The organism is Escherichia sp. E4385 (genome assembly GCF_963883145.1).
GTDB lineage: Bacteria > Pseudomonadota > Gammaproteobacteria > Enterobacterales > Enterobacteriaceae > Escherichia.
This window is the reverse complement of sequence record NZ_CAWOOJ010000001.1, coordinates 145,964-159,663: the sequence shown is the minus strand read 5'-3', so window position 1 is coordinate 159,663 and position 13,700 is coordinate 145,964. Positions and strand designations below refer to the sequence as shown.

9 protein-coding genes are annotated in these 13,700 nt (G+C 47.4%); 3 read left to right on the top strand and 6 right to left on the bottom strand.

What is annotated here, in order from left to right:
- Positions 1 to 73: 73 nt before the first annotated feature.
- Positions 74 to 2,128 carry a beta-galactosidase gene (locus tag AACS80_RS00770; RefSeq protein WP_135409747.1) on the bottom strand — a complete coding sequence of 685 codons (2,055 nt, stop codon included), beginning with the start codon at positions 2,126 to 2,128 and terminating at the stop codon, positions 74 to 76.
- A 233-nt stretch (positions 2,129 to 2,361) separates the two neighbouring features.
- On the opposite strand from AACS80_RS00770, the gene AACS80_RS00765 reads away from it, so the two are divergent.
- The 3 genes from AACS80_RS00765 (at position 2,362) to rimO (ending at position 6,386) form a co-directional block, all read left to right on the top strand.
- On the top strand, positions 2,362 to 3,444 hold the full coding sequence (locus tag AACS80_RS00765) for a LacI family DNA-binding transcriptional regulator (protein WP_138183614.1): 1,083 nt from the start codon (positions 2,362 to 2,364) through the stop codon (positions 3,442 to 3,444).
- A gap of 253 nt (positions 3,445 to 3,697) precedes the next feature.
- Complete coding sequence (locus tag AACS80_RS00760; protein WP_135409781.1) at positions 3,698 to 4,933, top strand: oligosaccharide MFS transporter; 1,236 nt, start codon at positions 3,698 to 3,700, stop codon at positions 4,931 to 4,933.
- 127 nt (positions 4,934 to 5,060) lie between these two features.
- Positions 5,061 to 6,386 carry a 30S ribosomal protein S12 methylthiotransferase RimO gene (rimO, locus tag AACS80_RS00755; RefSeq protein WP_130205175.1) on the top strand — a complete coding sequence of 442 codons (1,326 nt, stop codon included), beginning with the start codon at positions 5,061 to 5,063 and terminating at the stop codon, positions 6,384 to 6,386.
- A gap of 47 nt (positions 6,387 to 6,433) precedes the next feature.
- Here rimO and AACS80_RS00750 read toward each other — a convergent pair whose 3' ends face one another.
- From AACS80_RS00750 to gsiB, 5 genes are all read right to left on the bottom strand, one after another.
- Positions 6,434 to 7,762, bottom strand: a complete 1,329-nt coding sequence (locus tag AACS80_RS00750; protein WP_138183613.1) for a GGDEF domain-containing protein — start codon at positions 7,760 to 7,762, stop codon at positions 6,434 to 6,436.
- 7 nt (positions 7,763 to 7,769) lie between these two features.
- Positions 7,770 to 10,118 (bottom strand): sensor domain-containing phosphodiesterase, encoded by a 2,349-nt coding sequence (locus AACS80_RS00745; RefSeq protein ID WP_138183612.1) that lies wholly within the window; start codon positions 10,116 to 10,118, stop codon positions 7,770 to 7,772.
- A 177-nt stretch (positions 10,119 to 10,295) separates the two neighbouring features.
- Positions 10,296 to 11,207, bottom strand: coding sequence for a glutathione ABC transporter permease GsiD (gene gsiD / locus AACS80_RS00740; RefSeq protein WP_130205171.1), 912 nt, complete (start codon positions 11,205 to 11,207; stop codon positions 10,296 to 10,298).
- Positions 11,208 to 11,209: 2 nt separating this feature from the next.
- The gene (gene gsiC / locus AACS80_RS00735) at positions 11,210 to 12,130 is read right to left on the bottom strand and encodes a glutathione ABC transporter permease GsiC (protein ID WP_130214772.1); all 921 of its coding nucleotides are present in this window, start codon (positions 12,128 to 12,130) and stop codon (positions 11,210 to 11,212) included.
- Between the two features lie 17 nt (positions 12,131 to 12,147).
- On the bottom strand, positions 12,148 to 13,686 hold the full coding sequence (gene gsiB / locus AACS80_RS00730; protein WP_138183611.1) for a glutathione ABC transporter substrate-binding protein GsiB: 1,539 nt from the start codon (positions 13,684 to 13,686) through the stop codon (positions 12,148 to 12,150).
- Positions 13,687 to 13,700 lie beyond the last annotated feature (14 nt).

Here is a 13,700-nt window from a genome sequence, read left to right as displayed (position 1 = left end):
AATTAAATAGTATGGCTATTTTTTGAGCAAAATGCTGTCAAGGATCAATACTTCACATCTTATTAATATTAATTTACATTATTTCTCTTTCCAGTACCTCACATCCCCACGGCGCCAGTTCTAATTCTTGTGAACAAGCCTTGCCCGTTTCCGCCACTCGCCACGCGCCAGGAAGCACAACATTTTGTACATGAGCAGTGTAATTTTGTACAAAAACCCATTCCTGCTCGCCGTCTGTCCGACGCGTTGCAATAACGCCAGCAGGAAGTTCAGTAGCAAATGCTTTTGGGAGATGAAGTGTGTTGATCAACATCGCGGCAAACGCTTGATGAAATGACGCATCATTACGCGAAGCCACATAGAAAGCACGACCTTGTCCGACGTGATTTACCGTTAACGCAGGTGTACCCGCATAAAAATCCTCACCATAGCGCGCCAGAACCTGAGCACCTTCAGCGTGAACAACCGCACATAATTCCCGTGCCTGCCATTGCCCCTGCAGTCCATACGCATTCGGCTCGCAGATAACGTCGTTATGCTGATAATCATTAAGACTATCAATCTCTTCAGCCCATACGCCCATCAGGTCACGCAACGGGCCAGGGAAGCCACCCAGGTGACATAAATCGGTTTCATTGACAATCCCGGACCAGTAAGTGGTAACAAAATTGCCACCAGCTTCGACATAGGCACGAGCACGCGCAGCAAATCCATCGCGAACCATATAGAGCATTGGAGCGATAACTAACTGATAACCCGTAAGATCACAATCAGCATTGATAATATCGACCGCCACGCCCTGCTCCCAGAAAGGTCGGTAATGCTCCACTACCGTTTGTTCGTAGTGGATCCCGCAATTGCGCGGCCCGGCAGCATCATTGACCGCCCAGCGGTTTTCCCAGTCGAAAATAATGGCAACTTTGGCCTGCGTTTTCGTCCCAACCAGTTGTTTAAGATGAGCCAGCCGTTGCCCCAGTTGTATGACTTCGCGCCCGGTACGCGTCTCCAGATGACCGACGTGATCAACCACCGCACCATGAAACTTCTCCACGGCACCACGACTCTTACGCCACTGAAAATAGTGCACGCCGTCTGCGCCGTGAGCGACGGCCTGTAAGGAAGAAAGAATATTCATTCCCGGCTTTTTCAATTTGCTGGTTGGCTGCCAGCTTGTCTGGCTGGGCGTGGATTCCATCAGAATAAACGGTTTATTTTTCAAGGTACGCATCAGGTCGTGATACATCGCGGTTTTACAGGCTACGGCGCGTTCATCTTCCTGTTTGTGCCACATGGGGTAGCTATCCCAACTCACAAAATCAACCACTTCGGCTAATGCCCAGTAGTTGTAGTCATTGAAATACCACATAAAATTGGTCGTCGCAGGTAAATCGGGGCGTTCTGCTTTTAACGGCGCGATTTCCATTTGATAGAACTCTTTTACCTGCGATGTGACAAAGCGCCGCCAATCAAGATTCAAACCGTGGTTGGACATTTCACCTATTGGGGAAGGAGATTCAATTTGTGACCAGTCACTGTATGTATGACTCCAGAAGCCAGTCCACCATGCCTGATTAAGCGCCTCAAGAGTGGTGTAACGCGTCTGCAACCAACGGCGAAACGCCTGTTGGCATCCATTACAATGACACTCTCCGCCATACTCATTACTGATATGCCATCCCATAACCGCCGGATGATTGGCGTATCGCTGCGCCAGCTTACGGTTAATTTGCGTCACTTTATCTTTATACACTGGCGAAGAAAGGCAGTGATTATGGCGACCACCGTGAAGCATTTTCTCGCGTGAGGCGCTAACTCTCAGAACCTCTGGATAACGAGCAGCAAGCCAGGCGGGTTTGGCTCCGCTTGGTGTTGCGAGGAAGACAGAGATCCCACCAGCATGAAGTTTATCCAGCACCTCATCCAGCCAGTCAAAGCGATACTCACCCTCTGTGGGTTCAAGCATTGACCAGCTAAAAATGCCCACCGACATGGTGTTACAACCAGCCTGTTGCATCAGGGCGATATCTTTCTCCAGAATCCCAGGGACATGTAACCATTGCTCCGGATTGTAATCAGCGCCATGAAGTAACCATGGGGCTCTGGGGATGATCGGTGGGTACTTGTCCATGTTGACTCCTGAATTGTTTTAAACAGACAAAAAATGTTATTCGTTCACAATAATGTCATCTAGTAATTTATTGCTTCGTTATGCAAGGAATGTCCGGCAGGAATGTGATCAAGTACGCGTTTTTCCCTTCAAACAGGTTCGTCGGTTCAGCTTACCGGCACTGAGACAGGTGAGCGTGATACGTATGACATTCACTGCGGTATACTGTGACAAATCTTTTAGCCGGGGCGAATATGAAAACCAAAGCTGCAACCCTTGCCGATGTTGCTCGTCATGCCAATGTTTCTTATCAGACAGTGTCGCGGGTGCTTAACAATTCAGCGAACGTGTCTGCTAAAACACGTCAAAAAATTGAACAAGCCATTGCCGAACTTAAGTACGTTCCAAATCGCGTAGCTCAACAGTTGGTAGGGAAAGAGAGCAAAACGGTCGGGCTGGTTACAACTTCACTTGCCCTGCATGCCCCCTCGCAAATTGCGGCAGCAGTGAAAAAATATGCCGGAGAACAGGGATATCAGGTGCTGATATCCATGATTGACGATGTTGATATTAAAGGTATTCAGGCTGCAATTAATGAATTAAAAGCACAACGGGTAACAAAGATTATTATCAACGCACCGCTGGAAATGGCATTGGCTGAAACACTGGTTGCTGAAAACAGCGATGTATTGTGTTTGTTTCTCGACGTGGACCCTTATAGCCCGGTATTTAACGTCACTTTTAATCCCGCAGAAGGTGCACGCGCCAGCGTGAAACATCTTTACGATTTGGGGCATCGTCAATTTTGCTTGATCTCTGGCCCTGAAAATTCAGTACCCGCGCGGCTACGACTCAATACCTGGCGCGACACCCTCGCTTCACTCCAACTGACGCCGCTGGCCATTCATTATGGTAGTTGGGACGCTCAAAGCGGCTATCTGGCGACGTTACAAATGCTACGTGAAACACCACAGGTAACCGCTCTTCTGATCGCCAATGATCAGATGGCATTGGGGGCATTAAGCGCCTTACATCAACAAAAACGTAAAATCCCGCAAGATATTTCTGTCATAGGCTATGACGACACCTATGAGAGTGCATTTTTTGAACCTTCGCTAACGACGGTCGCAATCGACTTTGATTTACAAGGGAAAATTGCCGTTCAACAAATTTTACAGCCGGACGATGAACACGCGATGCTCCGCTCTTCAACCATCCTTCCCAGTCGCCTGGTCGTGCGTAACTCTGCTGGTCCCCTGCACTCACCACAGACTGATCTGATGAATATTGCTGAACACCTTCGCACACTGGCAGATGAGCTAACACGAAAGGCATAAAAGTAATACGTTCTCATAAAAAGATTTAGTGATCTGTTTCGCTAAATCTTTTTTATTATCAGCAATAATTGTGATGTAAATCTCAAACATTCATTTAACACATTGCCTAATCATCGCGGTCAGGGTCAGAGTAAAAATGAAATTGTTAACGTATGACATTTCCGGAGATGCATACCAAAACAATAACCAGTAAGCACAGCTAATGCCTGTGCCAACGGTAAATGACCCAACGCCAGTGATTGAGGATATGGCTATGTTATTGCCCGGTAAACGTAATTATATTTTGCTCAGTATTTTCGATTTTCTGTACCTCTTCGCCTGGTCGGCAACGATGGCATTTTTTGTCATATGGACGACACAGCATCTGGAAATTACCGCCACACGCACAGGATTGCTTTATTCCGTTAATGCTTTCATTGCGTTATTAATGCAGCCGTTCTTCGGTTTCATCTCCGATAAATTTGGTCTTAAGAAACAACTCATCTGGATCCTCGTCGCATTATTACTTCCCGTAGGCCCATTCTTTATTTATGTGTATGCCCCGCTTCTGGTTCATAACTTCTGGCTGGGCGCTGTTTTGGGTGGCGTTTACCTGGGGATCATTTTTAATTCTGGCTGTGGCGTTCTGGATTCCTGGATAGATAAAGTTTCGCGCCGTTATCATTTTGAATATGGTCGCGTAAGAATGTGGGGCTCTCTGGGATGGGCCGCTGCCGCGTGGATTGTGGGTAAATACATTGATACCAGCCCTAATCTCTCTTTCTGGCTGGCAAGCTGTGCCATTGTGATCGCCGCAATCTGCTTTATGTTTACCAAAATTGAACTGACCGAGGCGGAAATTGAAAAAACCAATTCGTTGAAAGCTATCCATGCGCTTGAACTGGCGAAAAATAGTCAGTTCTGGTTTTTATTGATGTTCACTCTGTTCGTAACGCAAATTTATGACACCTACGATCAACAATTCGCACAATATTTTTCGCTGCAATTCCCGACGCCAGAAGAAGGCAATCGCTGGTACGGGATTCTGGCTTCTGTCCAGGTCTGTGGAGAAACCTTATTTCTCTGTCTGATGCCGTGGTTTGTTAACCGCACTGGCGCCAAATGGGCATTGGTTATTGCCGGAACCATTATGTCGCTACGCATTGCCGGTTCTGCTATCCAACTGGGACCAGTGTGGATTGCGGCCGTTAAAATGATGCACGCCATCGAAAAACCACTGATCCTGGTGTCTGTGTTTAAATTTATCGCGGCTAACTTTGATCATAAACTCTCTTCGACGGTATACCTGCTGGTGCTTTTTGTGGCATCCATCGCCACGGCAATCTATTCACCCATTGCCGGCTATCTGTATGACACCATTGGCTTTGCTGAAACCTATCTAATCCTGGGGGCGATTGCCGGTTGCTTCACGATTATTTCGGTCTTTACGCTGCGGGACAAATCCAGCAGCCAGCCTGCGGAGACGCTAACTGAAAACCCAGTAGCATGACAATCATTTGCGCCCCGATATTTGGGGCGTTTTCCTCACCTGTTGACCAGATTACGATACAAATTTTATCCAGAACTCTGTAGAATCCCTGCCCTGACCTTTCCTGTAACTGAATATTTTTTAAGCTATGAGCAAAGTAACTCCCCAGCCGAAAATCGGCTTTGTTTCCCTTGGCTGCCCGAAAAACCTTGTCGATTCGGAGCGCATTCTGACCGAACTGCGTACTGAAGGTTATGACGTTGTACCGAGCTATGACGACGCGGATATGGTGATCGTTAACACCTGCGGCTTTATTGACAGCGCGGTGCAAGAATCTCTGGAAGCCATTGGCGAAGCGTTGAATGAAAACGGCAAGGTGATTGTGACTGGTTGTCTGGGGGCAAAAGAAGATCAGATCCGCGAAGTCCACCCGAAAGTGCTGGAAATCACCGGGCCTCATAGCTACGAGCAGGTTCTGGAGCACGTTCATCACTACGTGCCAAAACCGAAACACAATCCGTTCCTGAGCCTGGTGCCGGAACAGGGTGTTAAGTTGACCCCACGTCATTATGCCTATCTGAAGATTTCCGAAGGCTGTAACCACCGCTGCACCTTCTGCATTATTCCTTCAATGCGCGGCGATCTGGTGAGCCGCCCGATTGGCGAAGTTTTAAGCGAAGCGAAACGTCTGGTGGATGCGGGCGTTAAAGAGATTCTGGTGATCTCACAGGATACTTCCGCCTATGGCGTAGATGTTAAACACCGTACTGGCTTCCACAACGGCGAGCCGGTAAAAACCAGCATGGTCAGCCTGTGCGAACAGTTATCGAAACTGGGGATCTGGACACGTCTGCACTACGTTTACCCTTATCCGCACGTGGACGACGTCATCCCGCTGATGGCTGAAGGCAAAATCCTGCCATATCTGGATATTCCGCTGCAGCATGCCAGCCCGCGCATTCTCAAACTGATGAAGCGCCCAGGTTCGGTTGATCGCCAACTGGCACGTATCAAAAAATGGCGTGAAATCTGCCCAGAACTGACCCTGCGTTCAACCTTTATTGTCGGCTTCCCTGGCGAGACGGAAGAAGATTTCCAGATGCTGCTCGACTTCCTGAAAGAAGCACGTCTGGATCGCGTTGGCTGCTTTAAATACAGCCCGGTTGAAGGCGCAGATGCCAATGCTCTGCCGGACCAGGTCCCGGAAGAAGTGAAAGAAGAACGCTGGAATCGCTTCATGCAACTGCAACAACAGATTTCCGCCGAGCGCCTGCAGGAGAAAGTTGGCCGTGAAATTCTGGTGATCATCGACGAAGTGGATGAAGAAGGCGCGATTGGCCGCAGTATGGCTGATGCGCCGGAAATCGACGGCGCGGTCTATCTCAACGGTGAAACCAAGGTTAAGCCGGGCGACATCCTGCGTGTGAAAGTCGAGCATGCCGATGAGTACGATTTGTGGGGTAGTCGAGTTTAATTAATGCCAGGCCGGGCAAATTTATTTTCCCGGCCTGCTAATAAACATTATTGCCAGCTAATCTGCGCCCTGCCGTTTTTCTTACTCTTATACAGTCGCTCATCTGCCAGAATTTTCAGCCGTTCAACGGTGGTACATTCATTTGAATGCGCTACGCCGATACTGGTGCTTAAATTAATGCTTCCCACCTGGAAATGAACGATTTCTTTTAATATCGATAGCAACTCTTCCAGCGTTCCACCTGTATAAATCACCGCAAATTCGTCGCCGCCAAAACGATAGACTTTGCCTTTATCCACCGGAATTTGTGATTTAAGGATTTTCACAACCTTAATCAACACTTCATCGCCCAACAAATGACCGAAGGTGTCGTTAATGTTCTTGAATTTATCGACGTCAAACAGGCACAAATATCCGCCTTTTTCCGGCAAGGCTTTTAAGTCTTCGTCAAAGGATTTTCTGCCCATCGCTTTGGTCAGGTCGTCAAGAAACGCTGAGTTATACGTACTGTAGAGTTTTTTGACATCCGCCGCCGAGAAGAAAAGCCCACCGTCCAGCACACGGTCAAAATGGTTATTAATAATGGCTTCTTTTTCAACAATGCCCTGATTGATCACTCTGCGTACCAGATAGAGGCAGCTGGCCCCTGATATAACCGCCACCAATGCGGCAAAGAAGATGATCAACGTACATACCTGAAAATAAACGTCTTTTTTATAGGCAAACACATACAATCCTGTCGGCAAATAGGAGAAGTGCTCCATCGCTTCCGAAACAGTGAAGATGGCGTTTTTGGCGTTATATTCATCACCAGTAACCGATTTGCCATTCTTAAAAAGTGAGAACATCAGGTTATCGCTGTCCATTGCCAGTGATTTTGACAGTAAAGAAAAGCGCTCCAGCCCAAGCAAAAATATCAGACTACGATTATGGCTAACCGGGTAGAGATAATAGACGAAGGTTTTACCGTCAAAAGAGATAAACCCCGTATTCTTAACATGCAAATATTTAACCACCTGCATGATATTTGTACAATAGTTATTCTCGTACTCCTTTACCTGAATACACTCATCACTGGAAATCAGATAAGGTCCAACATCATACAAATAAGAAGGAGAAACCGAATCGGCATAGGCTGTGCGTAAGCCAACCAGCAATTGTTCTTCCGTAGGGTTTAGCGTATTGATGAGATCAATTGCCACACTACGCCGATATTCAGCAATATTTGCCACCGCAAAAGCAGTATCAATAACGGACTGTTTCAGGCCATACACCCGTTCTTTCACCATTTGAGTGTAGATCCCGCAGGCAACTGCCGAAATCATAATAAAAATCAGCAGACTGACTGTAAGTACGAATTTATTGATTCTGGACATACCTAAACTACTCTTTTACTAACTTTCCACTTTTATCCCAGGCAGAGAATGGCATAGGCTTCTGGTACAGATACCCTTGGGCCTGAACACAGCCTAATTTGATTAATTCACGCGCAACCTCTTCGCTCTCAACACCTTCTGCAATCACCGGAATCTGGTTATAGCGTGCCAGGTCGAAGATAATGCGTACAATTTTTCCCGCGGTGCCGAAAATATCGCCGGTAAATTGTGAATCTACTTTTATGCTGTCAGGGTTAATTTCATAAAAACGTTTCAGGTTTGACAGCCCTGTGCCAAAGTCATCAATCGATATCCCTACCCCTTGTTTACGCAGTTGTGCAATATTGAGATAAAAATGTTCATTAATTCGTTCGATCACTGTTTCAGTGATCTCAATACAGATACTATTCGCCTGCAGACCATGTTCTTTCATGATAGTTGTAAAATGCTCATGAAAGTGTGGTTCGTTTAGCTGCCAGGGTGACACATTAATATGCAGTAAGAAACCGTCCTTCAGGGCCGCACGCTGGCTAAAATGCCTGAATTCACGCATTGCGGTTTTAATAATTTGATAGCCAAGCTCATTGATAAACCCAATATCTTCAGCAATCGTAACAAACTTCAGCGGTGAGATTATCCCTCGTTCCGCAGAGATCCAGCGGCATAATGCTTCTGCGCCGATAATGTCTCTGGTTTTCATATCAACAATCGGTTGATAGACTAAAAACAATTCGCCTATTTCCATTGCATGGCGAATATTACGCGCAATCCAGATATTCTCTTCAATTTCGTTGAGTTTCGCGTCATCACAGAAAATAAACTCAGAGAACATATGGTCACGGATACTGGAAATCGCCAGTTTCAGTTTTTCGGCATAACTCCAGGCATTTTCACCTTTCAAAGGTTCACAAATGGCAGATTTGTGTATACGCAGATTACGATAACCAAAGCTGCTGTCAAAATCATTTACCATCGCTATCTTGCGGGTAAACGTCTGTACATTTTCCCGGCACAATAATAAATAGAGATCGGCATTGAATGTCACTATATCGCAGCATTGCGCATATTTCTCGGCAATTCGCTGACACAGTTTCCTGACGATTTTATTGCGTTCCTCGACGCCAAACACAGCTTCGACGGCTTCCAGTCCGCACAGTTTGATGATCCCGACGGCCAGATATTGGTTATTATTAGATTCAATAATCGCCAAGTTTTTGATAAAACCACTCTCCTGATCGTAGGAGATTAGCGAGAGCAGTTTATTCGAACGTTCAATTTCGGCATCTTTCATTTCCGCTATGGAATTTTTGATGCTAATAATCTCTTTCGCATCGCCTTCACGGATTTTCAGCGCCTGCATTTGTTCAGTAGAATCGGGCAAAAACTCCAGCGTATTGACCAGTTCTGTCATTTCGGAAAATTGTCGACGAAACACACGCGTGGTCATTAAGTAAACCAACAGCAGTACGATAATAATAAATACAAATGGTAGATAAAAGAGTTTATCTGATGCGTTAAATAAATTACCTGTGGGATAATAAAAATATATTTCGAACAACGCGTTATTTGGAACTTCTGATGTTCTTGCGATATATTCCGTATCGAAAGAATCAATAATGTTATAATTTCCTTCGCTATTATAAATAATCAGTTTTTCACGGGCGAGTTGGTTTTTGGCGATGATCTCATGGCCTTGTTTCAAAAACAGCACTTCATCAGTCGAACTGATTTGATCAAGATATTCATTCAGATAGCGCCAGTTTAAGTCAACATGAATTTTGTTAACCGCCAGTAAGTCACGGTCTTTTCCATTAATTCGTAGGGTAAAAGAGATACACTTTTTCCCTGGTCGATCAAAGCAATTGTAGGCCGGATTCCAACTACTGACCGAGTTGTCTGATGCCACCGACCAGGGCCGCTGCGACGGGTTAAAGTCGGCAAAGATGACGCGTCCTGCCTCATCGACAAGCGGCCCATTTACTTTTTCCTGATGGTAAACAATGATTTTATCATTCGCCCGACGTGAAAAGAGATAATATTTATTATCATCCAGTACCAATCCTACCGAATCCAGAAATGGCATCATTTCCATTTTCAGAATGACGGCACGTTTAATTTCTTCACTGTTTTTTAATAAATACAACGAGTCCTTTAACGTTAAGGCAGAACGCTCAATATCTTTAAAAAAATAACCTACGTTTTTTTGAATAAGTTCAAAGCGGCTATCGGCACGTTTTACCACCCTTTCCGATACCAACTGATAGTTAATGATGAAAAAAAGACCAATAAATGACAGCGTAGCCAACAAAAATAAAATAATCAGTCTTATCTTTATCTTTTCGTATAAACTAAGCATGTTAATACACGTAACAAAATAACTATCAGTACGCTGCCCTGCTGCATAAATAGACTTTTACAGCAGCATATTTACCCAATTACCTGATTCTACAAAATCGGCAGAAAGTTACAACATTTGCGTATAGCAATAATTTCCTATGACGCCATTACATTTTTAAGCAATATTCTGCCGTGGCTATGCTTTAATTTTCGGGTCCAGCGCGTCGCGTAAGCCATCGCCCAGCAAGTTGAAAGCCAGCACGGTAAGGAAGATAGCGAGTGCCGGGAAAACCGCCACATGCGGCGCGATGACCATATCCGCTCGCGCTTCATTGAGCATAGCCCCCCATTCTGGTGTCGGCGGCTGCGCCCCCAGGCCAAGAAATGAAAGGCTGGCAGCCGAGATGATCGAAGTGCCAATACGCATTGTGAAAAAGACGACAATGGAAGAGACAGTCCCGGGCAAGATATGGCGCAACAAGATGGTCATGTCGCTGGCACCAATACTGCGCGCCGATTCAATAAAAGTTTGCTGTTTCAACACCAGCGTGTTGCCGCGCACCAGACGGGCAAAAGCCGGAATGGAAAAGATGGCGACTGCGATAATTACGTTGGCAATACCGCTTCCTAACACCGCAACAACAGCAATCGCCAGTAAAATACCCGGGAAGGCAAACAGCACATCGCAAATACGCATAATCAATCGGTCCCACCAGCCTTCGTAATATCCCGCCAGTAAGCCCAATAGCGTACCGATCGCCGCACCAATAAAGACAGCAAACACACCCGCCGCCAGCGAGATTTGCGCGCCGACCAGGACACGGCTGAAAATATCACGCCCCAGCGAGTCGACACCAAACCAGTGTTGCAAAGAAGGTCCGTTATTCAGGTTGTCATAATCGAAAAAATTCTCGGCATCATAGGGGGCGATCCAACGGGCAAAAATTGCCACCACAATCAGCAAAATGACGAACAGTGCGGCGGCCATCGCCATATGCTGACGACGAAAACGTCGCCAGAATTCATGCCACGGTGTACGTACCTGGTCAGGTTTTACCAGTGGCATAGCGTTTAACACCGCCTGACGTCGCCAGTTAAATAGTCGCATCCTTACTTGTACCTGATAGCCGGGTTAATGGCGGCGTAAAGCACATCCACCACTAAGTTGATAAGAATAAACTCCAGCGAGAAGAGCAGAATTTCTGCCTGAATCACCGGGTAATCACGCATTTCTACGGAGTCAACGAGTAAGCGTCCAAGTCCGGGCCAGTTGAAAACTTTCTCCACCACAATGGAACCACCGAGCAAAAAGCCAAACTGCAATCCCATCATGGTGACCACAGGGATCATGGCGTTGCGTAAACCATGCTTGAGGACAACCCAGGTTTCGCTTACCCCTTTCGCCCTCGCGGTACGCATATAATCTTCATTTAAAACGTCAACAAACGAGGCGCGGGTAAAACGCGCCATCACTGCCGCCACCGCCGCGCCGAGCGTCAGAGAAGGTAATATGTAATGCTGCCAACTGTCTGCACCTACGGTAGGCAACCAGCCCAGTTCAACAGAGAAAACCTGAATCAGCAGTATTCCGAGCGCAAATGCCGGAAATGAAATTCCTGATACTGCGATGGTCATACTTAATCGATCCGGCCAACGGTTACGCCAGACGGCGGCGATAATACCCGCCGCCATGCCGAACAGCACCGCCCATGTCATACTGGTAATGGTCAACCACAGCGTAGGCATGAAACGGCTGGCGATCTCCTCGGCAACCGGACGACGCGACACCATCGACAGACCAAAATCCCCCTGCACGGCATTGCTGATATAGTGCCAGAACTGGTGATACAGCGGCTGATCCAGCCCCAGTTGCTGACGCACCAGTTCGATGACCTGCGCATCGGCTTCTGGACCGGCAATCAATCGCGCCGGGTCGCCGGGTAGCATATGGACAAACAAAAACACCAGCACCGAGACAATAAACAGCGTCGGAATCAGCCCCAGCAAGCGTTTGATAACGTAATTAAGCATTCCTCTCCCTGCGCTACTTATTGCAAATCCGCATCTTCAAAGCTAAAGCCAGTGTCTGGCATAATCCAAAAACCGCTCAGTTTTTTGCTGTGTGCCGACACCAGTTTTTCTACCACCAGCGGGATCCACGGCGACTCTTGCCAGATGGTATCCTGCGCCGCCTTATACAAGCGCGCCTTTTCCGCCGGATCGTTGGTTTTCAGCGCCTGGGCAAGCTCGTCATCCACCTGCTTATTGCTGTAAAACGCAGTATTAAACAGCGTCGGTGGCCAGTTCTGCGAGGCGAACAGCGGCGATAGCGCCCAGTCAGCTTCACCGGTCGAGGCCGACCAGCCAGTATAGAACATTCGCACGCCGCTCTCTTTCTGCCCTTTACCTTCAACTTCTGCCGCCCGCTGCCCGGCATCCATCGCCGTTACCTGGGCTTTAATCCCCACCTGCGCTAGCTGTTGCTGGGTAAATTGCAGCACTTTCTGCGCGGTACTGTGATTATGTGATGACCACAATGTGGTGCTGAAACCGTTGGGATATCCCGCCTCTTTTAATAGTTCGCGCGCTTTAGCCGGATCGTAAGGCCACGGTTTATAACTTTGCGCGTAGGCAATACTCGGTGGCACCACACCAGTGGCAGGAACGGCATATCCCGCAAAGGCCACTTTCACCAGTGCCTGACGGTTGATGGCGTAATTCAGCGCCTCACGCACTTTTGGGTTATCGAATGGTTTCTGCGTCACGTTCATACTGATATAACGCTGCATAATCGACGGGCTGGCCATCAGCTCGATATTTTTGTTCTTGTCCAGTAGCGCAGCTTGTTCATAAGGGATAGGGAAAGCAAACTGCGCTTCACCGGTTTGCAGCATTGCCGCGCGGGTATTGTTGTCCGCCACCGGACGCCAGGTGATGCTGTCCAGTTTGGGCAAGCCTGGCTGCCAGTAACCCGCAAATTTTTTAACCTTCACAAAATCGGTCTGGTTCCAGGTATCCAGTTCATACGGGCCAGTTCCGACCGGGTGAAAACCAATCTCCTTACCATATTTTTCCAGCGCCGCCGGTGAAATCATCGCGGTCGCCGGGTGAGCGAGGATGTTAATAAACGCGGAGAACGGTTGCCTGAGCGTAATCTTCACCGTTGTCGGATCGACCGCTTCAGTTTTGGCAATATTTTTGTACAGGTTATAGCGTTTTAGATGATTTGCCGGATCGCTGGCTCGGTCCAGATTCGCTTTGACGGCTGCGGCGTTAAAGTCGGTGCCATCCTGGAACTTAATCCCTTCGCGCAATTTCACGGTGTAAGTGAGGCCGTCATCGGAAACGGTATAACTCTCCGCCAGCACGTTTTTCAGTTTCATCTCTTTATCCAGGCCGAACAGTCCCTGATAAAAAGATTTCGCTACGGCCTGAGATAACGTGTCATTCGCGTCATACGGATCGAGCGTAGTGAAGTTCGATCCCACTGCCACAACCACATCTTTGGCAGCGAATGCACAAGGTGCCATCAACGCTGCGGCAATGCCCAGCGCCACTAACCCACTACGGTGTACAGCTCTTGCCATTTTATTCTCCGCCT

What these genes read in the sequence shown, in the direction of transcription:
- rimO (WP_130205175.1), top strand. Translation starts at nt 5,061, where the DNA reads ATGAGCAAAGTAACTCCCCAGCCGAAAATCGGCTTTGTTTCCCTTGGC.
- AACS80_RS00745 (WP_138183612.1), bottom strand. Translation starts at nt 10,118, where the DNA reads ATGCTTAGTTTATACGAAAAGATAAAGATAAGACTGATTATTTTATTT.
- AACS80_RS00765 (WP_138183614.1), top strand. Translation starts at nt 2,362, where the DNA reads ATGAAAACCAAAGCTGCAACCCTTGCCGATGTTGCTCGTCATGCCAAT.
- AACS80_RS00760 (WP_135409781.1), top strand. Translation starts at nt 3,698, where the DNA reads ATGTTATTGCCCGGTAAACGTAATTATATTTTGCTCAGTATTTTCGAT.
- gsiB (WP_138183611.1), bottom strand. Translation starts at nt 13,686, where the DNA reads ATGGCAAGAGCTGTACACCGTAGTGGGTTAGTGGCGCTGGGCATTGCC.
- gsiC (WP_130214772.1), bottom strand. Translation starts at nt 12,130, where the DNA reads ATGCTTAATTACGTTATCAAACGCTTGCTGGGGCTGATTCCGACGCTG.
- gsiD (WP_130205171.1), bottom strand. Translation starts at nt 11,207, where the DNA reads ATGCGACTATTTAACTGGCGACGTCAGGCGGTGTTAAACGCTATGCCA.
- AACS80_RS00750 (WP_138183613.1), bottom strand. Translation starts at nt 7,762, where the DNA reads ATGTCCAGAATCAATAAATTCGTACTTACAGTCAGTCTGCTGATTTTT.
- AACS80_RS00770 (WP_135409747.1), bottom strand. Translation starts at nt 2,128, where the DNA reads ATGGACAAGTACCCACCGATCATCCCCAGAGCCCCATGGTTACTTCAT.